The organism is Mycobacterium venezuelense (assembly GCF_054919535.1).
The window spans coordinates 129095-151370 of record NZ_JBONDW010000008.1; the positions used below are offsets into that span (position 1 = coordinate 129095).

The following is a 22276-nucleotide window of genomic DNA, read 5'->3' on the forward strand; positions in this document are numbered from 1 at the left end:
CTCAGTCGGCCATCGCGTCGCGCAGGCTCTTGGGCCGCAGGTCGGTCCAGTTTTCTTCCACGTAGGCCAGGCAGTCGGCGCGCGTGCTCTCACCGAAGACCACTCGCCAGCCGGCCGGAACGTCGGCGAACGCCGGCCAGAGGCTGTGCTGCTCCTCGTTGTTCACCAGCACGTAGAACGTGCCGTTCTCGTCATCGAAGGGATTGCTGCTCATCGGTACTCCTGATCGTTCGAGCGGCGGCCATGGCCGGGTCAATTCCGAGGTCGGCGCCCAGCACCCGGTCGGACAGCAGTCCCAGGCAGCTGAGGTTGGGGAAACCGGGTCCCTGGTTCAGGCCCGCGAGCCCCGGCAGGAACAGCTTGGGCGTGACGCCGGTGACCGCGAGGTCGTAGCCGATCGACTCCTGCAGGGTGTCGCCGGTCAACTGCGAGCCGAGACCGAGTTCCAGCATGTCGAGGGCGTCCTGGGCGAGCAACGGGACGAACCACAGGGCGTCGGCGCCCGATCCGTCGATCACGAGGTCGAACCCGTGCACCGTCTCCAACCGTTCGCTGCCCCGGTCGGTTTGCAGCGTCAGCCGGATCTTCTCGTCGCGCGCCACGGCGTGTGCGACCCGGCCGCGCAGATGCCGGATCCGGTCGTCGGCGAGCAATGCCTCCTGGACCCGCGCCGAGAACACCCCGCGGTCGGTGCGGTTCATCGCGTCACGACGCTCAGCCAACGTCAGACCCGCCCAGTGGGTGGGATCGGAGTACAGGGCGTTCTCGAAGAAACCCTCGCCACGCGTGAACAGCGTGACCTGCGGCGAGATCACGGTGATCGTCGAAACCCGATGGCGGAACAGCTCGTTGAGCATGGTTGCCGCGGTTTCACCACCGCCGATGACAGCCACCCGTTCGGCCGAGATGAGTTCCTGAGCCGCCGCTCGGTGCCAGAACTGGGCGATCGACAGCACGCGCGGATTGCCGGGCAGGATGGCCTTCTCGGCCTGCCCGGGCCCGGTCACCATGACCGCTCCCGCGGTCACCGTGGTCTCGTGGGTCCGCAGCACCCATGACTGCTGATCGTCGTCGACGCCGATCTCGGTCACCTCGCCCGACACCACGTCCATGCCGATGTTGTCGGCCACCCAGTTCAGGTACTGGCTCCACCGGCGATGCGTCGGCGCCGGCCTGCCCCGATCGATCCACTCCGCGAACTGCCCGATGTCGATCAGATAGGACTGCCAGCTGTGGCGCATCATGCGCTCGTCGAGTTCGGCGTTGCGGCGCTGCACGAGCGACGAGCGGTACGGGAAGCCGACGTCTTTCTCGGGGCTGGTGCCAAGGCGGTGCTGTCCGTCGGTCCAGCCGCCGACGGCCTGCCAGTTGGCTGCGACACCGGCACGTTCGACGACGACGACCTCCGGCGCCGGCACGCCCATCGCCCGAAGCTCGGCAGCCTTGGCCGCGACGGCGATGGCTTTCGGGCCGGCGCCGATGACGGCAAGGGTCCCGGTTGTGGCACTCACTCGATCACCTCTCGCAACGCGTCCAGCCACATCGCCTGCAAGGTGGCGACATCGGCAGCGGACAGGATGTCTGGCAGCGTTCGCCACTGCGCGCCGAGCACCGCCGCCCCGTCGCGGTCGATCACCGCGGCCATGATGGTCAGTTCGTGGCGCACCGCGACGTTGGGCTCGGGAACCGGTGTGACACCGGCCAGCAGAGCCCGGTCTTGCAGTAGGGCATGGTCTGCCGAATCCAGTTCGATCCGGCCCAGATAGTTGAGCAGCACCTGAGGCTCCGGGTTGGCGCCAAGCCGCTCGGCGGTGTCCTCACGCAGATAGCGCAGCAGCCCGTAGTCGATCGCGTCACCCGGGATGGCGGCCACCAGGTCGGCGACACCGCGCGCATCGTCGGACGTCAACCGCAGCGGATAGATCATGCTCAACAGTCCGGCGGTGTCGCCGGTGTCGATCTCACGGGCGTCCTCGCCGAGCCCGGCCGACACCACCGCATCGGACCGGCCATAGGTCTCCAACGCCAACAGCGGGGCCGGTGTCGGCTGCCCGCGATGTCTGCGCCAGTTGGTCATGGCGCGAGCCGTCGCCGCGGCCAGCACCTCGGTCACCGGCACCGGTCCGGTGAGCACGCGCGCGGTCACGTCGGGTTCGGCGAACATCATCTCGATCGTGATGGCGCCCATCCGGTCGGTGGCCGGGTCGACGCGTCGCGCACCGATGTTCGGGTCGTCGCCGACGAATTGGCGCTGCCAGAAGTCACAGGTGTCGAGCTTGAGCGCCCGTTCGGCCAGCAGTCGTGACCATTGCCGCAACGACGTGTGCTCCCGCACCGGTGCCGGCTTGCGTCCGGAAGCCAGTGCGTGCCAGGTCGTTTCGAGCTCACCCACCATGATTCGCCAGGACGCGGGATCCAGAGCCAGCACGTGGGCGGTCAGGATCAGCACACCGCCGCCGGTGTCGGGGTGGCGCAGCCACACCGCGTCGAGCATCGAACCTTGTTGAGGATCGATGCGCTCGACCGAGAGCTTGGCCTGTTCGGACACGGCCGCGGTCAGATCACCCGAAACCGCGACCTCCGTGAGGACGTCTCGCGGCGGTGACGCGACGAGCGTCCTGGTGACGCGGTCCAGCCGGGTCCGCAACACCTCGTGCCCGTCGATGATGTTGCGCAGCAAGGCTTCCAGCTGATCGCGGGTGGCGCCATCGGGCAGCCGGAACGCCTCGGTCTGCGCGAGGCGGCGCGGATCACCGTATTGATAGAGCCAACATCCGTTGGGCAACAACGGGATCGGACCCGACTCGTCCTCGAACTCCTCGACGCCGATCTCGTCGGAGTCGATCGCCGCGGCCAGCTCGCGAACCGTCGAGCAGTCGAGCATGAGCCGCGCCCGCAGCACCAGGCCGCGGCGCCGGACCGCCTGTACGACCGACAACGCCACGATGCTGTCGAGGCCGAGGTCGAGGAAGTCGGCGGTGACATCGACGTGCGCGGTGTCGAGCACCTCGGCCAGCACCTCGGCGACCACCTTCTCGGTGTCGGTCGCCGGCCCCTCGAACCGATCGGATTGCCGCCCGGCATCGACGGATGCCAGCGCGCCATCGTCGACCTTGCCGTTGGTGGTCAGCGGGATCTCGTCGACCAGCAGAATGTGGTGTGGCACCAGGTATCTCGGCAGCGTGGCGGTCAGCATGCGGCGCAGCTCGGCCACCGCGGTGTCGGTGACGACGTACGCGGTCAGGCGCGGTCCGCTTCGGTGCCGCCGGACCGCCACGTGGGCGTGACGGACGCCCGGGTGGCGATGCAGCGCCGCAGCCACCTCGCCCGGCTCGACCCGGAAGCCGCGGATCTTGACCTGATCGTCGCTCCTGCCCAAGAACTCGATCGCACCACTGGGGTTTCGGCGCACCAAGTCGCCGGTCCGGTACATCCGCGCGCCCGGATTGAACGGGTCGGCGACGAACCGACCCGCGGTCTCCCCCGGCCTGCCGATGTAACCGCGGGTGAGTTGTCCACCCGCCAGATACAACTCACCGGCGACACCGTCGGGAACCGGACGCAGCCAGCTGTCGAGCACATAGGCCGCGGTCGAATCGGTGGGATGGCCGATGCAGGGTTGCGGGTGGTCGGGGATCGCCGCGACCACCGCCTCGACCGTCGTCTCGGTCGGGCCGTAACAGTTGTGCGCCGACATCCAGGTGCGTTCGCACTCGGCCTGGATCGCGTGCCAGGCCGCGGTGTCGATCGCCTCGCCGCCGAGCGCCAGCACGGCCAACGGCACCGTGGTGAGCAGGCCGGCCGCCCGTAGCTGGGTGAACATCGACGGCGTGGTGTCGATCATGTCGATCGCGTAGCGCCCGATGGTCTCGACGACCGCTTCGGCGTCACGCTGCACGTCGTCGCCGACGATGTGGACGCTGTGCCCGTCGAGCAGCGCGACCAACGGTTGCCACGCCGCGTCGAACGTGAACGACCATGCGTGGGCCACCCGAAGCGGACGGCCGACCCGTTCGGCCGCGGGCCGCAGCACGTGTCGCGCATGGTCGGCGGCATAGGACAGGAGCGCCTGGTGAGTTCCGATGACTCCCTTGGGCTTACCCGTCGTACCCGAGGTGAAGACGATGTAGGCGCCCTGGCCGGGGTGCACGTGTGCGGGCCGGTAGTCGGCAGGCGGCTCGGACGTGGAATCGGCAGCCGCGAGCAACTCGTCGTCGACGATGAGCGTGGCCTTCGTCTGGCGGACGACCTCGTGCACACGCTCGTCCGGCATCGCGGGATCGAGCGGCACGATCAACCCGCCCGCCTTGAGCACGGCGAGCATCGCGACGACGTAACCGGGTCCGCGGCCCAGCCGGATCGGCACCGGAGTCTCGGCGCGCACGCCGCGGCGGTTGAGCTCGGCAGCCAACCGGTCGGCGGCCTCGTCGAGCTCGCGGTAGCTGAGTTCGCCGCCGTCCCAACTCAATGCGATCGAGCCGAGGCGCTGTGCGGCCGCGTCGGTGAAGGCGGTGTGAAAGCCGCCCCGCGGCCGGGTCGCATCGACCGGGACAGCCGCCCGGGCTTCGTCGTCGAGGGTGACGGCAACCTCGCGCAGTGGCCGATCCCAGCCCTCGAGCAGACGCTCGACGACGGCCAGTACCCGCTGGCCCAGTGTCCTGGGGTCGAGCATTCCCAGTGCGCCGTCGAGGGTTTCGACGAGGACCGTGAGTCGGCCGTGCGTGGGGTGTGCGGCGATGGTCACCGGGAAATGCGACAGACTTTCCAACGCCGAGGGTCGCAACACCGCACCGTCGAGGTTGAATTCGTCGCTGCCCACCAGACCACCGGGTGGGAAGTTCTCGTACACCAGCAACGTGTCGTAGAGCTCGCCGATACCGCCGAGCGATCGCAGCTCGGTGTGGCTCAGATAGCTGTGGTCGCGGAGTTCGGCGGCTTCACGCTGCAGCGCAATGCACTGGCGCCCGACCCGCTCGGACGGGTCGACCCGGACCCGCAGCGGAACCGTGTTGATGAACAACCCGACCATCGTCTCGACGCCCGACAATTCGTCGGGCCTGCCGGACACCGTCACGCCGTACACCACATCGGTGCGGTCGGTGAATGCCGAAAGGACCGCCGCCCAGGCCATCTGGAACAACGTGTTGACCGTGACGCCCCTGGCTCGGGCGGCGTCGAAGATCGCTGCCGACCGCTGCTCGTCGAGGGTCACCTCGGTGCGCGCGGGCAGTCCCGGCTGCGCTTCCCGGCCGGCCAGCGCCGGTGACAGCAACGTCGGACCGTCGAGGCCTTCCAGGTGCACACGCCAGCGGGCGCGGCTCACCTCCTGGTCGCGGCCGGCCAGCCAGCCGATGTAATCGCGGTACGGGCGCGGCGAATCCGACAAGACGGTCACGTCACCCTTGGCTGCGTACAGCGTGATGAACTCGCCGACGAACACCGGCAACGACCAGCCGTCGATCGCGATGTGATGGGCGACGACGACCAGACGCCACTGCAGCCCGGGCTTTTCGATGAGCAGGAACCGGATCAACGGTCCCCGACCGAGATCGAATCGCCTGCCGCGCTCCTCGGCTTCGATCGCGACGGCCTCATCGGCAGTGGCGGTCACGTGCCGCCAGGGCAGCTCGATCGCAGTCGGGACGACGGCGACCGGGCGGCTGAGGTTGCCTTGGAAGAAGCTGGCCCGCAAGTTGGGATGACGCACGAGCATCGCCTCGGCGCACGCCCGCAGCAGCGCGGCGTCCACGTGGCCCTCGACGTCGGCGGCCATGGCGATCACGTACGGGTCGGCGCTTTCGTCGCCCTCGGTCAGACCCGCCAGTGAGTACAGCCCCTGTTGCAGGGGGCTGAGCGCCAGGACGTCGTCGACACCGGGCGGTGTTCCGGTTGATGTCATGGTGTCCCGTCTTGGGTTTGTCCCCAGCCGGCGGTCAGCGCCGCGAGTTCGTCGGCCGACAGGCCGGACGCAGCCATCGGGGCGTGGCGGGTGTCGCCGGAGGTGTCCCCGGTGTCCACTGCGGCGTCGACGGCCGCGGCCAGGTCGGCCAGTTCGGGATGCTCGAACACCATCCGTGCCGTCATCGCGATACCGGCGTCGCGCGCCCGCGCCGCGAGTTGCACTGCCAGGATGCTGTCCCCACCGAGCGTGAAGAAGTCGTCGTAGCGACCCACTTCGCTCACGCTGAGCAACTCGACGAGCATGGCGGCCAAGGCTTGTTCGGTCGGTGTGCTCGGCGGCTCGCTCGGCGCCGTGCTGCCGACCTGGGGCCGGGTCAGGGTGTCCGGGGCGATGTCGTCGACCACCGTGATCGCCGCACGGGCGAGTTCCTCGGGCAGCCCAGCCCGCACGGTTTCGACGAATGCGGCCCGGTCCGCTACTGCTGGGTCGAGCACCACATAGCCGGCCAGAATCGGCGCACCGCGCCCCGCCCAGGTCCGCGTGGCCGCTGCGACGACACCGTCGACGGCCTCCAGTGCTGCCTGCAGCCGGGGCTCGCCCGCCACGATGGGCTCAAGCCGGCCGTCGGCGGTCCAGCGGGCGCGGTCCCCCGTGCGGTACAGCTGGCCGGTACCAAAGGGATTGGGCGCGAAGCGCTTTGCGCTGGCACCCGTTGCCTTGCCAGCTGCCTCGTCCACCGCGCCGCCCGCGTAATAGACATCTCCGACGACGCCGACGGCCACCGGGTCAAGCCATTCGTCGAGGACGTAGACGTTCGTCGCCCCCTGCGTCTGCGGCAATCCGGCAGGCGGCACCGCCTTGCGACTCCAGTCGTCGACCACTCGCGCGCGTTCGGCCTCATCGATGACGGCGATGTCGCGCAACGTCACGTCGGCGTTGGTTGCGAATGCTTCGACGATGCGCTTCAGCCAGCCCACGAGGCGTTGCGCGGTCGCCGCCTCGTAGAGCTCGGTCCGGTAGATGACGGTGCCCTTGTAACCTGCGCCCGCTTCGGCGAAGAAGTTCAGCGACAGGTCGGCGTGTGCCACGTCGAACGTGGGTTCCAATGCGGTGAAACGGGTTTCACCGCCATCGCCGGAATCGATCACCTGGCCGGTCGGCAGATCCTCTCGCACGTGCACGACGACGCCGAAGAGCGGGTTGCGCGACAGCGATCGCACGGGGCTCACCGCATCGACCACCCGGTCGAACGGCAGATCCTGATGCTTGTACGCGGCCAGTGCCATCTCCCGCGACCGCCGCAGCACTTCGCGCAGCGTCGGGTTGCCGGACAGGTCGTTGCGCAGCACGACGATGTTGATGAAAAAGCCGATCAGCGCATCGAGTTCGGGCGCGGTGCGTCCGGCCACCGGCGTGCCGAGCGGTATGTCGTTGCCCTGCCCTGCCTTGTGCAGCGCGATCGCGACCGCTGCCTGTAACAGCATGAACTCGGTGACGCCGAGTTCGCGGGTGAGCTCGACGAACTTGTCACGGGTGGCCGCGTCGATGCTGAAGTCGAACGCCTCACCCTCACCGGTGGGCACCGGGGGTCGGGGGAAATCGGGCTCCAGACCGTTGTCTTCGGACAGACCGGCCAGCTGTTTGGTCCAATACTCGCGTTGTTCGTCGACCGAGCTGTCCTCGCCCGACAGCAGCTCAGCCTGCCAGGCCGCGAAATCCGCGTACTGCACGGGCAGCGGGGCGAGCTCGACCGGCTGTCCTGCCCGGCGGGCGTGGTAGGCCGTCAGTAGGTCGGTGAACAGCACCGCACCCGACCAGTGGTCGGCGGCGATGTGGTGGACGACGAGCGACAGTACGTGCGCATCGGGGGTGGACAGCACCGCGGCGCGGATGGGCCAGTCGGCCTCGAGGTCGAAGCAGTACTTGCGTTCGGCGTCGAGTTCGCCTTGCAGCCACTCTTCCCCGGTGCCGCGGGCCCGTCGCACGGTCAGCGGTGCGCTCGCGTGCACGATCTGGTATGGCGCACCGTCGATTTCGCGGTAGGTGGTGCGCAGGATCTCGTGCCGGTCGACCACGTCGTTGACTGCCGCGATCAGGGCATCGACGTCGCACGGCCCGGTCAGCCGCGCCGCGAACGGCACGTTGTTGACGGGGTTGGGGCCGTCGATGCGGAACTGGAACCACTGCCGCAGCTGAGCGGCCGACATCTGAAGGGGTCCGTCGTGCGGCACCGCGACGATCGCGGGCCGTCCGGTCGTGGCGCCAGAGGCAAGCAGCGACTCGACATGCGCGGACAAACCCGACACCGTGGCGTGTTCAAAGATGTCTTGCACGCCGACGTCTACGCCGAACCGCGCCCGCACCGCCGCGACGAGCTTCGTGGCCAGCAGCGAATGCCCGCCGAGATCGAAGAACGAGTCGTCGGCGCCTACCCGGTCGCGATCCAGCAGTTCGGCGAACAGAGTCGCGACGGCGCGCTCGGTGTCAGTGCGTGGTTCGCGGAACACGGTGGCGGACTTGATCTCCGGTTCGGGCAGCGCCCGCCGGTCGATCTTGCCGTGCGCGGTGATCGGGATCTCGTCGAGCTCCACGTAGGCCGCGGGGATCATGTACTCGGGCAACGCGGCGGTGACCCTGGCCCGGATCCGGTCGATCTCGACGCGCTCGGCATCGGCGGCGGGCGTGATGTAGGCGACCAGGCTCTTGCCGATGGTCGGCAGATCGCTGACCACCACGACGGCCTGGCCGACCGACGGGTCGACCGAGATGGCCGCCGACACCTCGCCCAGTTCGATGCGGAATCCCCGGATCTTGACCTGTTCGTCGGCGCGGCCAACGAACTCGATGTCGCCGTCGGCGTTGCGCCGCGCGAGATCCCCCGACCGATACAGCCGGCCACCAGGATTGAACGGGTCGGCCACGAACCGCTCGGCGGTCAGCCCGGGCCTGCGGTGGTAGCCGTGAGCGACATGCGTTCCGCCGATGTAGATTTCGCCGATCACACCGACCGGTACGGGCTGCAGCGCATCGTCGAGGAGGTGGATCGTGGTGTTGATCTTCGGGGTGCCGATGGGCACGATGCGCGCACCCTGTTTACCTTCGACCTTGTACCTCGTGCAGTTGAGCACGGTCTCGGTCGGGCCGTAGAAATTGTGCAACAGCGAGTCGAACGTCGCGTGGAACTTGTCGGCGATCTCGCCCGGCAGCGCCTCGCCGCCGATCGGCACGCGCTGCAGCGTGCGCCACTCGTTCACCCCGGGCAGGGACAGGAACAGTCCGAGTAGCGACGGCACGAAGTGCATCGAGGTGATGCCTTCGTTGCGCAACAGCTCGGTGAGATAGCCGATGTCGGCCAGACCGCCGGGCTTCGGGATGACGAGGCGGGCACCCGCGGCGAGCATGCCGAAGATCTCACCGATCGACACGTCGAAGCTCTGTGAGGCGACCTGAAGCAGGCGGTCGTCGTTGGTGACGTTGTAGTCGCCGCCGAACCACACGAAGTACTCCGCGATCGGTCGGTGCGGAACCGGCACGCCCTTGGGCAGCCCGGTCGAACCCGAGGTGTAGATCAGGTAGGCGGTGTTGTCCGGGTGCAACGGCCGGACCCGCTCGGCGTCGGTCGGGTCGGTGGCAGGATAGTTCTCCAGTCCGGTGACCGGTTCGCGCAGCACTATTTTCGGGTCGGAATCCTCAAGGATGTAGGTGAGGCGGTCCTCCGGATACGTGGGGTCGACCGGCAGATACACCGCACCGGCCTTGAGGATCCCCACCGCGGTGATGACGAGCTCGGGCGACTTCTCCAGCAGCACCGCAACGCGGTCTTCCGTACCGATACCCTGCTTGATCAGCCAGTGCGCCAATCGGTTGGCCGACTCGTTGATCTCGCGGTAGCTGTAGTGACGCCCCTCGTAGACCACGGCCGTCGCGTCGGGTGTGCGGGCCGCCTGCTCGGACACCAATGCGGTCAATGTGGTTGCCGGGGTGGCGAACTCCTCACCGGCGACGACCGATCGCATCCAATCGGCGTCCTCGGCCGTGAACAGCTCCAGGCGCGACAGCGGCCGGTCCGGTTCGGCCAGTGCGTTGTCCAGCAACACCTTGAAGTGCCGCAGCATCTGGGCGGCCAAGTCGGCGTCCAGCACCTCGGTCAGGTGCTCGGCCTCGACGACCGCGCCCGTCGGGTCCCACTCGACCATGAAACCGAGCGGCAACTGCGTGAAATGTCCGCGCAGTTCCGCACGTTCGCACGTCACGCCGTCGGGGCTAAAGCCACCGCCGTCGGGTTCGCGGAAGCCGAAGCTCACGCGGGTCATGCGCTCGGCGCCGTGCCGCCGGTCCGGGTTGAGCTCGCGCACCACGCGGTCCAGATTGACCCGCTGGTGGGCGAACGCGCCGAGCGCGGTGTCGCGCGTCTGCACGACCAGATCGCGGAAGCCCGCGCCGCCATCGGGCCGCATGCGCATCGCGACCGTGTTGCCGTAGTAGCCGATCGTCTCGTCGGTCTCCCGGTTGAGCACCGGCGTGGCCACCAGGAAGTCGTCGGTGTGGGTATAGCGCTTGATCAGCGCGCCGAATGCCGCCAGGAGCACCATGTAGGGCGTGGCGCCGGTCTCGCGCGCCAACGCCGAAACCTTCTCGACCGTATCGGCCGAAAGCGGGAGCGTGGTGCGTTGCGAGCGAAAGCCCGTCGGCACGATGGACCCAGCTGGCCCGGGAAGCTCAAGTGGCTCAGGCGGATTCGCCATCACCTCGCGCCAGTAGGCCAGATCCTCGCCGGCGGTGTCGGCAGGAGCGGCAACGGCACGTGGCGTTTCGGGCAGCGCGACACCGGAGTAGGCCCGGGTCAGGTCGGTGAAGAACACGCGCCACGAGCCGTCGTCCCAGGCGATGTGATGGGCTACCAGCAACATCACGTGCTCTGCCGGACCGGTCTTGATCAGGGTGATTCGCAACGGCGAGTCCGTGCTGAGGTCAAAGGCCGTGCCGAACTCGCGCTGGGCCAGCACTTCTAGCCGCAGCTTGCGCGCGCGCTCGGACTTGTCGGACAGATCGTGCGTGGTCCACGCGGGTGTCAAATCCTCGTGCACCGTCGCGCGCGGCTCGCCGTTCTCGTCGGCTCGGTAGGTCGTCCGCAGAATCGGGTGGCGCTGAGCTACCGCGTTGAGTGCGTTGTGCAGGCGCTCGGCGTCGACCTCTCCGGTGAGCCGGTAGGACAGGCTCACGTTGAGCAGCACGCCGCTGGGGTCGAAGCCCTGCACGAACCACATCCGGCGCTGGCCGTCCGAGAGGGCCGTTGGGTCGACTGCCGGTACGGCATCATCGGCGTGCCCGACAGCGGACGCCAGACCGCGCTCGGCGAGCTTGCGCCGCATCAACTCCAGGCGAGCGTCGGAGGTGCGGGTCGTGCCCGATTCGGCAGCTGCAATATCAGTCACGCGAAAATGCTTCCTTTTCAGGTCTTTCCAGGTGCTCGATCAACTCGGTGGCGGTGACGCCGCCGAGAATGGTGGCCAGCGGCACAGACTGCCCGGTGGCTTTCTTGAGCTTCTTGCGCAGGTCGAGCGCCAGCAGCGAGTCGACTCCGAGGTCGAGCAACGACGCGTCGAGATCCAGTCCCGATGTGTCGGACAGTTTCAGCACAGACCCTAACGCGACGCGCACCGCGCCGGTGGTGTCCATGCCGGCCGTGTCGATCGAGACTGTGGCGGCGCGGTTGGTGCCGGCCGAGCGCTGAGCGGTCGATTCCGCATCCGGCCAGCCGCCCAAGAATGTCGCAAGCCGCGCGGGTTCCGCCGTGAAAATCAGCGGATCGGCCCGGTAATCGCGCAGGCTCGCTTCCACTGCCAGGTCGGGCGCCATGGCCATGAGGCCGGCCCGCTCGACCCGGGTGATCTCCTCGGCATCGATGATCCCGGCACCCGGCCACAGCCCCCAGCGCACGGCAGTGCAGCGGCGGCCCTGGGCACGCAGCTGTGCTGCCATGACGTCGAGCAACCGGTTCGCAGCGGCGTAGGCGGCATGGCCGTGGCCACCCCACAACCCGGATACCGACGAGCACAACACGATCCGGGTGTCTTCGCGCAGTGGCCACGTCTCGACGAGGTTGGCGATTCCGGCCACCTTGGCCCCGAACGTCTCCGACGTCGCCTGCGCCGTCAACTCCCGGCTCGGCGTTATCGTGGCCGCGGCCGCCGCGTGAATCACCAACGATGCTGCGCTGCCGGCGTGTTGGGCGGCGGTGGCCGAAACCTGTGCGGTGTCGGTGAGATCGCAGCGGGGCGCCACTATTTCGACGTCGTGGTGTGCAGCCAGCTCCGCGAGGCGACCGTCGTCGAGTCCGCGGCGGCTCAGGAGCACGATGCGCCGGGCACCGAGCTCGGCGAGCCGGCGGGCATAGTGCAGGCCGACCGCACCGGCACCGCCGGTGATCACCACGTTGTCGAGGATCCCGGAGTCGGCCGACCACGATGCCTCGCCCGACGACTCGTGGCGCATCGAGCGCCGCCACAGCGTGGGGCCAGAGCCGTCGTCGCGCACCGCGATATCGCCGGCCTCACCGAGGAGTGCGGTGACGGCCGCCGTCGCGGCAGCGTCGTCAAGGCCGCCCGGCACGTCGAGTTGTCCGAAGTTCTGGTCGGGGTGCTCGAAGCCGATGCTGCGGTGCATCGCGGCAAGTGCCATCGCCGCGGGCAGCGGTGCGCGGTCGGTCGATTCGCCTACGGTGACCAGCCAGACGTCGCGGGTGTTCGGCGTGATCGCGTCGACGTACCGCAGCAGTCCGTCCCCGATGCGCCGGCTCAGCTCCTCGGCGGTCTCGACCACGTCGGATCCGGCCGGCGTGGGTGCGACGACGATGAGCAGGTCCGCGTCCGCCGGTTCGGCCGCGGTCACACCGTCGTGGCGGTCGACCGCGGATCGCAGCGCCGCAGCCACGTCCGTACCTTCTTCGAGTTCCAGTACCGCGGCCCGGCGCGCACCATTGCGGACCGGCTGCGTCATCTCCTGCCAGTCCTCGACGGCGATCGTCAGACCGGCGACCGGTTCCAGCGGATCCGGGTGCGCCCACAGATGCTCGGTGCGCATGGGAGCGAACGGGAAGTCCCGTAACGGCATTGGCCGACCGGGCAGCAGATCGTCCCAGCGGTAGCCCGGATCGGCCAGTGCCACCGAGACGATGTTGGCGGAGAGACGGTCAGTCAGCGGTTCATCGCGGCGGCCCGAGCCCACCATCACGACCGGTCCGCCGGACAGGTCGGCCGATTCGTCGAGGAGGTCGCCCATGGCGAACAGCAGTGCCGGATGCGCTGACAGCTCGACGAAGATTCGCGCCTTGCGGCGGGCTGCTTTGGTCACCGCCCGATCGAACCGGACAGTGCTGCGTAGGTTGGTGTACCAGTAGTCGGCGAAGTCGGTGCCTGCCGTCACGACATCGGCGGTGGCCGAGCCGATGAACTGCACCGGAGTATCGGCGAATTGCCCGGCGGGGAGCAGCGATTCGAGCTCGGGACGCGCTGAGTCGAGTGCCGTGGTGTGCGCGGGGAACCACATCTCGATTTCCTTGGCGAACGCACCCCGCTCCGCGACGGTGCGCACCGCCGCCGTGACAGCCGCGGTCTCCCCCGAAACCGCTACCGACGACGGGGAGTTGACGACGGAGACCTCCAGCCAGCCCGGTGTCGCCGCAACCACCTCGGCGGCCTCGTCCGGCGTGATGCCGAGTACCGCAACGCGATACGGGCCGGTGAGCCGTTCGAGCACGGTGGCGCGGGCGATGACCACCGCGACGGCCTCGGTCAGCGTGATGCTGCCCGCCACGTACGCCGCGCCGATCTCGCCGAGGCTGTGGCCGACGGTGATGTCGGGCAATACCCCACATGACCGCCAGACCCGCGCCAGCGCGACGCCGTGCACGAACTGCGCACCCTGAATCTGGATCTGCGAGAAGTCGTTGGTGGTGACCCCGGCATGCGGGTCGGCCAGCAGGTAGTCCAGAGGCGAGGCCGCTCCTGAGGCGGCGAACTCCCCGGCGCACCGGTCGACCTCGGCCCGGTATTCCGGCAGTCGGCCGTAGGCCTCCACGCCCATCGACGGCCACTGGCTGCCCTGCCCGGGGAACACGAAGGCGATCCGCGATGCCGAGCCCGGCTGCGTCGGGTTTCCCGAGGACCGGATCATCAGCGGATGCTCGCTGCCGTCGGCGAGAGCCCGCAGCGCTTCGGTGAGTTCCGCGCGGTCGGCGGCCCGGATCGCCGCGCGGTGGCGCCGCAGTCGTCGGGTCGTCAGCAGGGTGGCCGCCACATCTGTCACGTCGGCGGCCGGGTGCGTGTCCAGGTACGCGAGGATCGCCGCGGCGTCCTTGGCCAGAAGATCTTCGACATGCGCGCTGAGCAGAACGGGAAGACGTCCGTCGGGTAGGGCCACCATCACGCGGCCTCACCCTCATCGGGCACCGCGACGATCGCATGTGCATTCGTTCCGCTCATCCCGAACGCTGACACCGCGCCGATCCGCTCGTTGTTCACCGCAGGCCACTGCGTCAACTTGGTCGCCAAGCGCAAACCCTGTGATTCCCAGTCGATTTCCCGGCTAGTCTCATCGACGTGCAGGGTGGCCGGGATCGCCGCATGCTGCGCCGCGATCAGAACCTTGGCGAGGCCCAGTCCACCGGCGGCGGCCTGCGAATGGCCCACATTGGACTTCACCGAGCCCAGCAGCGCGCCCGCGCCGGGATCGGTGGCCCCGTAGGTCTGCGCCAGCGATCGCAGTTCGGTGCGGTCGCCGAGGCGGGTTCCGGTGCCGTGGCCTTCGATCATGCCGACGTCCTCGGGCCGCACCCCAGCCTGCTCGATCGCCTTGCTGAACAGCCGGTGCTGCGCGGCGCCACTCGGTGCCGTCAGCCCGGTGGTCCGGCCGTCTTGGTTGACGGTCGTGGCGCGAACCTCAGCCAGGATGCGGCGATGGTCGCGTATCGCAGCCGATCTACGTTGCAATACGAACATTGCGGCGCCTTCGGCCCACACGGTGCCGCTGGCGTGTGCACTGTAGGGACGGCAGTGTCCGTCGTCGGACAACGCGTGTTGCTTGGAGAATTCCACGAAGTACCCGGGCGTGCCCATCACGCAGACCCCGCCCGTCAGGGCCATGTCGCAGTCGCCGGCCCGCACCGCCCCGACCGCGGTGTGGAAAGCGGTCAGCGCCGACGAGCACGATGTGTCGATGGTCAGCGCGGGCCCCGCCAGGTCGAGCGTGTACGCGATGCGCCCCGAGATCACGCCCAGCGATGTTCCGGTGATCAGATGGCCGCTGTGGTGGGAGAATTCGGCGAGTTCGGGACCGTACTCCAGATACGACGCGCCGATGTAGCAGCCGACGTCGTGGCCCGCGAGGTCGTCGGGATTGATGCCGCTGTTCTCCAGTGCTCGCCACGCCATGCGCAGCGCGACCCGCTGCTGCGGGTCCATCGCGACCGCCTCGCGCGGTGAGATTCCGAAGAACGCGGGGTCGAATGCCGCTGCGCTGGACAGGAATCCACCGAGATCGTGAATGGGTTTGAACCCGTCGCGGCGTGATCCCTCCAGCAGGTCACGGATCGCCCAACCGCGGTCTGCCGGGAACCGACCGAGTGCCTCGCGCTGTTCGGACAGCAACGCCCAGTAATCGTCAGCGGTGTCGATACCGCCGGGCGCTTCCAGTGCCATCCCCACGATCACCACCGGGTCGGTGGCATCGGGGTGGGGCACCTGGCCGCTAGAGCTCATTGACAAGCTCCGCCACGTCCTCGGTGTACTCGTTGATGAAGAAGTGGCCGCCGTCGAACATCGAGAGCGTGAACGCGCCGCCGGTGTGAATCTCCCAGCGCCGCAACATGCCCTCGCTGATGCGGTGATCACGTTCGCCGCCGACCGCGTAGATGTCGGCCGCGATCGTCACGTCGGTGTCGCACGCGTAACGGTTGAAGGCCTCATAGTCAGCACGCACCGCCATGAGCAGCAGTTCGACGAAGTCCTCGTCGGCGAGCAACTGCGGATCGGTGCCACCGAGATCGACCATCTCGGCGATGATCTCCGATTCGGCCATCGGCAGCGCAGGCGACGCGGCCACCGCCGATGGCGCCTCGCTCGCCGAAACCCACAGCGCGTCCACCGTGACGCCGTTGAGCTCGGCGACCCGCGCGAACTCGAAGGCCACCACGGCGCCCATGCAATGTCCGAACAGCCGCAGCGGGCCCAATTGCGACCAGTCCCCCGCTTCGAACAGATCACGCGCGAGGGCGTCGACCGTGCCCGGCGCGGGATGTGCCATTCGGTCGCCGCGTTTCGGGTACTGCATCACGTAGGCGTCGGAACCCGCTGCCGCCAGAGCATTCCCCAGTGATCGGTAGGCCACGGCAGCTCCACCTGCGTGCGGGAACACCAGCGTCGGTTTGGCCGCCGGGTCGTCGCCCGGATACCGCTTGATCCAGGGCTTGAACGTGAGCTGCGTATCCGATCCGGTCACGATGTCGCGGCGGTGTCGAGTGCGGACATCACGTCGGCGTCGTCCATGTTGGCAACCTCCAGATAGAGCTCGGCGACCTGGTCGAGGCGATCACTCCCCGCCTCCCGCGCCGTCAGCCGGCTCGCGAGCTTCTCGACCGTCCTGGTCGCGAAGACGTCGGGCACCATCACGGTCGGCGTGTCCAGCCAATCCCGAATACGCGCGACGGCCGCGGTGGCCAGCACCGAATCGCCGCCGAGTTCGAAGAAGTCCTCGTCGACACCGAGTTCCGTCGCGGCCAGCAACTCGGCCATGATCGTGGCCAGGGCGCGCTCCAGCACCGTCGACGGCGCGCGGGAACTGCTGCGCTGTGCACCGTCGACCGCCTCGGCCAGCATCCTGGCCACCGCGCGGCGGTCGGTCTTGCCGCCCGCGGTGAACGGGATCTGGTCGACGAGCTCGAAGTGTCGCGGGACCATGTGCGGCGGAACGAGTTCCGCAAGCCCGGCACGCAGATCGGCCACCGTGGTGGTGGTCTCGTCGCGTCCGATGACGGCGGCGAGCATATCGGTTCCGGAGACGGGGACGATGGCCGCGACGGCGGCGTGCACCCCGGGCAGTCGCTGCAATGCGGCCTCGACGTCGCCGAGTTCGATGCGGTAGCCGCTGATCTTGACGCGGTGGTCGGCGCGACCCACGAATTCCAGCGTGCCGTCAGGCCAGTACCGCGCGAGATCCCCGCTGCGGTACCAGGTCCGGCCGCAGTAGGTCACGAACCGGTCGGCGGTGAGATCGGGCCTGCCGCGGTAGCCGCGCGCGATGCCGCGTCCGGCGAACCACAGTTCACCCGGCACCCAGTCCGGGCAGTCCTCGCCCGCGGCGTTGACCACGCGGCAAGCGTTGTTGGCGAACGGTTTGCCGTACGGAACGGCCGCCCACTCGTCGGGTAGCTCGGCAGCCTCGTAAAGCGTTGCGTGCACGGCGGTTTCGGTTGCCCCACCCAAACCGGCCAACCGCACACCCGGTGCCAGTGCCTGCAGCTTGCGCACCATCGTCGTGCGCACCCAGTCACCGCCGGTGGGCACCGCCCGCACGGACGCTAGTCCGGTCTTTGCCGAACCCGCGACCTCGACGAGCATCTCCAGCCAGCCGGGCAGGAAGTTGAGGACCGTGACGCCGTGCGTGTTGATCTGCTCGAACCAGTGATCCGGGTTGCGGCGTTCACGTTCGTCGACGACCACGATCGCCGCACCGGCCGTCAGCGTGCCGAACACATCGAGCACCGACAGGTCGCATTCCAGATGCGACAGCGCCAGCACCCTGTCGGCCGGGCCGACATCGAAGTATCCGTTGAGCGCTTCGATGGTGTTCATCGCGGCGTCGTGGGTGACCTCGACGCCCTTGGGCTCGCCGGTGGAACCCGATGTGAACAAGATGTAGGCCAGCTCGTTGGGATCGGTTGCCGCCGGCTCGATTTCGTCGGCGCGCGAGCCGACGCGGATGGCCTCGGCAACGGTCAGTGCGGGCAACCAGGTGGGCGGCCCGTCGCCGCAGAACAGCGCCATCCGGACGTCGCCGTTCTTCAGCATCCGCTCGGCCCGCTCGGCGGGCTGATCGACACCGACCGGTACGTAGACCGCACCGGCGGCCAGGATCGCGAGCAGCGCGGTGATCTGGTCGGGCCCCTTGGGGCCCATCACCGCGACACTCTCACCGGTGCGGATACCGGCGACCCGCAGCGCGGCCGCGACGGCGAGCACCTGCTCACGCAGCTGGGCATAGGTCAGCTCACCGGCCGACCCGATCACCGCAACGGCATCCGGCCGGGCCGCGGCCTGGGCGAAGAATCCCTCGTGCAGCGCATAGCCGGTCGGCGCGGCGGTCCGCGCGTTCGCCGCGTCCCGCACTGCGCGCTGCGATGCGCTCAGCAGCGGCAGCGACGGCGCCTCCCATGACGTGTCGTCGGTGGCGAGCCTGCGCAACTCGGCGATGTGGCGCGCGAACATCGCGTCGATCACCCCGGGCCGGAACGCGTCCTCGCGCACATCCCAGTTCACCAGCACGCCGCCGTCGAATTCGGTGACCTGCGCGTCGAGCAGGACCTGCGGGCCCTGCGAGTTGATCCAGACGGGCTTGCCGAAGGTTTCGGTGACCTCGGCCGCGAACAGCTCGCCCAGGCCCAGCGCGCTCGTGTAGACCACCGGGGCCAGCACCTGGGTGCCGCGATGACGGCCGAGGTCGCGCAACACCGACAACCCCGGGTAGTTCGCATGTCCCGCGGCGGCGTGGAACGTCTCCTGCACGGCCCTGGCGCGCTCGGTCGCGTTTGCGGTGCCGCCCAGATCGATGCCGAGCAGCAGCGACGATGTGAAGTCTCCGACGAGCTTGTCGACGTCGGGGTGGCGCTGCTCGCGGCCGAACAGCGGCACGTTGAGCAGGAACCGGGAATCGGCCGACCAGCCGGCCAGGGCGTCGGCGAACGATGCCGCGAGCGCCATCGCCGGGGTGATACCCCGCTTGCGTGCCGCGGCGTACAGCGCGTCGCGGGTCTCGGGATCCAGCCAGTGGTGGCGACGCGTGGTGTGGTGTGGGTCGGCCTGTTCGGCGACGGGCACCACCGGCAGCCTCGGCGGGTCGGGCAGGTCGGCGATCCGCTCGGCCCACCACTTCCGGTCGGCCTCGTGCGCGGCGGACGCCTCCGGAGACGTCAGCCGGTATTCGCGGTAGGTGTAGCCGAGGGGCGGCAGTTGCGCTCCGTTGTACAGCGCGGCCAGATCGGCCATCAGGGTGCGATAGCTCATGGCGTCCGCGGCCTGCATCTCGAGGTCGACGTGCAGCCGGGTGGCACCGCCCGGCAGCAGCGACAGGGTGAGTTCGAAAACCTCACCGTGCAGTTGCTGGTGGGACTTGGCGCGCTCGATCACCGACAGCCGCTCGGCGACCTGGTCGGGCGACGCGTCGCGCAGGTCTTCGACCGTGACGGGATACTGGCGAGCCGGCGCGGCGATGCGCTGCGTGCCGTCCGGCAGGAACTCGACCCGCAGCATCGGATGCCGTTCGGCGAGCGCCGTGGCCGCACGCTGCAGACGCTCGGGATCCACGCCGTCGCCGTCGAATTCCACATAAAGGTGGCCGGCCACCCCGCCGAGTTGCTGATCGCCTTCGCGCCCGACCCACATCGCGTGCTGCATCGGCGCCAGCGGGAAGGGTTCCCCGGCATCAGGGTCGGCACCGGAATCACGTGTCGGGTGCGGCGAATCATACTGGGCAGCAACGGGATTCGAGGCCGCCGTGCGTGCGGCCACCAGCTCGGCCCACGCCGACACCGTCGGTGTCGCGGCCAGCGACGCGAAATCGATGTCGATTCCCTGTCGACGCCAGCGGCCCGCAAGTGACATCATGCGAATGGAGTCAAGGCCCTGACCGATCAGATCGGCGTCGGGATCGACGGCGTTGCCGTCCACACCGAGAAGGTCGGCCACCGCCTCCCTGATGGTCTGCGAATTCGCAACGGCGACGTCGCCCACAATGGCCTCCCGAACGATTAGCACAGGCTGTCCTAACTTCGTGGAGGCTACCCTATATTCGGGTGACCGAATACGCCTACCCCGAGGTGCCTCGTCGTGACTCTGACCACTCCCCAGCCATCCGAATCCGCAGCTCAGTCGACATTGCTGCAGGGATTCACGCCTTGCCCGGCCGAGCGTGCCGAGGCCTACCGGACGGCGGGGTATTGGACCGACCGGCTACTTGATTCGGTGCTGCGCGACGCCGCCGCGGAGTGGCCGGATCGCGTCGCCGTCGCCGATGCCGGGACGTCTTACAGCTACGCCGAATTGGACGCCCTCGCCGACCGCGCCGCCGCCGGAATCGCAGGCCTCGGGATCCGGCCCGGTGACCGTGTGCTCGTGCAACTGCCCAACTCGTCGGAGTTCGCCGTCGCGTTGTTCGGCCTGCTGCGCGCCGGAGCAATCCCCATCATGTGCCTGCCGGGCCATCGGCTCGCCGAGCTCACGCACTTCGTCGACGTCGGCGACGCCGTAGGGTTGGTCATCGCCGATACGGCGGGCGGATTCGACTATCGGGAGATGGCGCGCGCGCTCGTCAAGTCGCACCCCGGTGTGCGCCACGTGCTCGTCGACGGTGAACCCGCCGAATTCCTTTCCTGGTCGGCGGTGTTTCGTGAATCGTCGGACGTGCCGCCCGTAATCGCTCTCGATCCGGCGTCGCCGGCACTGCTCCTGGTGTCCGGCGGCACCACCGGTGCGCCGAAGCTGATCCCCCGCACGCACCAGGACTACGTCTACAACTGCACCGCAAGCGCCGCGTTGTGCGAGCTGACCGGCGACGACGTGTATCTCGTCGCACTGCCCGCGGCCCACAACTTCCCGCTCGCCTGCCCGGGCCTACTCGGGGCGTTGAGCGTCGGCGCCACCACAGTGTTCACCGCCGACCCGAGCCCGGAATCGGCGTTCGCGGCCATCGACCGCCACGGCGTCACCGTGACCGCCCTGGTTCCCGCGCTCGCCAAGTTGTGGGCGCAGGCGTGCGACTGGGAGCCGCTGGCACCCAAGTCGCTACGGCTGCTGCAAGTCGGCGGCGCCAAACTGGCCGCACCGGACGCCAGGCTCGTCCGTACCGCGTTGACACCGGGTCTGCAGCAGGTGTTCGGGATGGCCGAGGGCCTGCTCAACTACACCCGGATCGGCGATCCGGCCGAGGTGCTCGAATCGACGCAGGGCAGGCCATTGTCGGCCGATGACGAGATCCGCATCGTCGACGACGAAGGCAACGAGGTCGCGCCCGGCGCCGAGGGCGAGCTTCTGGTGCGCGGGCCGTACACGATCAACGGCTACTTCAACGCCGAGAGCGCCAACGAGCGCTCGTTCAGCCCGGACGGGTTCTACCGCAGCGGTGATCGCGTCCGGCGGTTCGCCGACGGTCCGCTGGCCGGCTACATCGAAGTGACCGGCCGGGTCAAAGACGTGATCGTGCGTGGCGGCGAGAACGTGTCGGCGCTCGATCTGGAAGAGCACCTGCTGACGCATCCGTCGGTCTGGTCGGCGGCCGCAGTGCCGCTGCCCGACGAGTTCTTGGGCGAAAAGGTCTGTGCGGTCGTCGTTTTCTCCGGTCCGCCGGTGACGCTCGCCGAGCTACACACGCATCTGGAGCAGCGCGGTGTCGCGGCACATGCGAAGCCGGACGTCCTGGTCCCGGTTCCGAGCCTGCCGACGACCGCGGTCGGCAAGATCGACAAGAAGGCGATCCTGCGCCAGCTCACCGACCGATGAGTTCGCGCGCGAGCGCTTCGCTCCACCAGCGCTCGACGCGGTCGGGCGGCCAGCCGCGTTCAACCGTCAGCGTCGCGTAGACGTCGATGTTGCACAGGGCGGCGTAGATATCGACGGCCTCCGCCACGTCCAGGCCGGCGCCTAGCGTGCCGTCGGGCCATCCGGAGAACACCTGGATGCGGGTCTGGTCTGCGGCCTGGCGGGCTTGGCGGTAAAGGACCGCCAGGTCGGGCTCGGTCCGGCCCGCGTCGCGGATGAGAGCGATGAGGTCGCCGGCCCGCTCGAACAGCCGCCGGTCGTATCCGGCCATCGCGGCCAGATGTGCCTCCGGGGTCGCGCCGGACTCCAGTTCATCGAGCATCTGCGGTAAGCCGGCCGACAGATCCGCGGCGTCGACCAGCGCCCACAGCAGGCCGGCCTTGTTCTGATACGCCGCGTACACGGTGGGCACGGACACCTCGGCCGCCCGCGCGACATCGCGCACGGTCGTCGTCGCCCAGCCCCGCGTGACGAACAGCCGCCGGGCCGCGTCCGCGATTTCGGCCCGCGTCTGCTTGGCCTTCGCAAGCCGCCGCAGTGAGTCGTAACGACGCCTTTCAGCCATGAC

The 22276-nt window shown here is 68.8% G+C and carries 10 protein-coding genes; 1 reads left to right on the forward strand and 9 read right to left on the reverse strand.

The window, feature by feature from the left end; translation table 11 throughout:
* Position 1: 1 nt before the first annotated feature.
* The 8 genes from ACRCUN_RS15245 to ACRCUN_RS15280 are packed head-to-tail and all read right to left on the reverse strand — an operon-like array spanning position 2 to position 19929.
* Positions 2–214, reverse strand: a complete 213-nt coding sequence (locus tag ACRCUN_RS15245; protein WP_067852036.1) for an MbtH family protein — start codon at positions 212–214, stop codon at positions 2–4.
* Positions 192–1511 carry an NADPH-dependent L-lysine N(6)-monooxygenase MbtG gene (gene mbtG / locus ACRCUN_RS15250; protein ID WP_462142471.1) on the reverse strand — a complete coding sequence of 440 codons (1320 nt, stop codon included), beginning with the start codon at positions 1509–1511 and terminating at the stop codon, positions 192–194. The genes ACRCUN_RS15245 and mbtG overlap by 23 nt, the downstream gene beginning before the upstream one ends.
* On the reverse strand, positions 1508–5899 hold the full coding sequence (locus ACRCUN_RS15255; protein ID WP_462142472.1) for a non-ribosomal peptide synthetase: 4392 nt from the start codon (positions 5897–5899) through the stop codon (positions 1508–1510). Before ACRCUN_RS15255 ends, mbtG begins: the two co-directional genes overlap by 4 nt.
* On the reverse strand, positions 5896–11274 hold the full coding sequence (locus ACRCUN_RS15260; protein WP_462142634.1) for a non-ribosomal peptide synthetase: 5379 nt from the start codon (positions 11272–11274) through the stop codon (positions 5896–5898). The genes ACRCUN_RS15255 and ACRCUN_RS15260 overlap by 4 nt, the downstream gene beginning before the upstream one ends.
* A 55-nt stretch (positions 11275–11329) precedes the next feature.
* A complete protein-coding gene (gene mbtD / locus ACRCUN_RS15265; protein WP_462142635.1) occupies positions 11330–14326 on the reverse strand; it encodes a mycobactin polyketide synthase MbtD in 2997 nt (998 codons plus the stop codon).
* Positions 14326–15660, reverse strand: a complete 1335-nt coding sequence (locus tag ACRCUN_RS15270) for a beta-ketoacyl [acyl carrier protein] synthase domain-containing protein (protein ID WP_462142473.1) — start codon at positions 15658–15660, stop codon at positions 14326–14328. The genes mbtD and ACRCUN_RS15270 overlap by 1 nt, the downstream gene beginning before the upstream one ends.
* Entirely contained in the window at positions 15650–16399 is a 750-nt protein-coding gene (locus ACRCUN_RS15275; RefSeq protein WP_462142474.1) for a thioesterase II family protein, read from the reverse strand. The genes ACRCUN_RS15270 and ACRCUN_RS15275 overlap by 11 nt, the downstream gene beginning before the upstream one ends.
* A complete protein-coding gene (locus ACRCUN_RS15280; protein WP_462142475.1) occupies positions 16396–19929 on the reverse strand; it encodes a non-ribosomal peptide synthetase in 3534 nt (1177 codons plus the stop codon). Before ACRCUN_RS15280 ends, ACRCUN_RS15275 begins: the two co-directional genes overlap by 4 nt.
* A gap of 72 nt (positions 19930–20001) precedes the next feature.
* Here ACRCUN_RS15280 and ACRCUN_RS15285 point away from each other — a divergent pair, with 72 nt between their 5' ends.
* Positions 20002–21669, forward strand: coding sequence for a (2,3-dihydroxybenzoyl)adenylate synthase (locus ACRCUN_RS15285; RefSeq protein ID WP_462142476.1), 1668 nt, complete (start codon positions 20002–20004; stop codon positions 21667–21669).
* On the opposite strand, the gene ACRCUN_RS15290 is transcribed toward ACRCUN_RS15285, so the two are convergent.
* Positions 21656–22273 carry a TetR/AcrR family transcriptional regulator gene (locus tag ACRCUN_RS15290; RefSeq protein WP_462142477.1) on the reverse strand — a complete coding sequence of 206 codons (618 nt, stop codon included), beginning with the start codon at positions 22271–22273 and terminating at the stop codon, positions 21656–21658. The genes ACRCUN_RS15285 and ACRCUN_RS15290 overlap by 14 nt on opposite strands.
* Between the last annotated feature and the right edge of the window lie 3 nt (positions 22274–22276).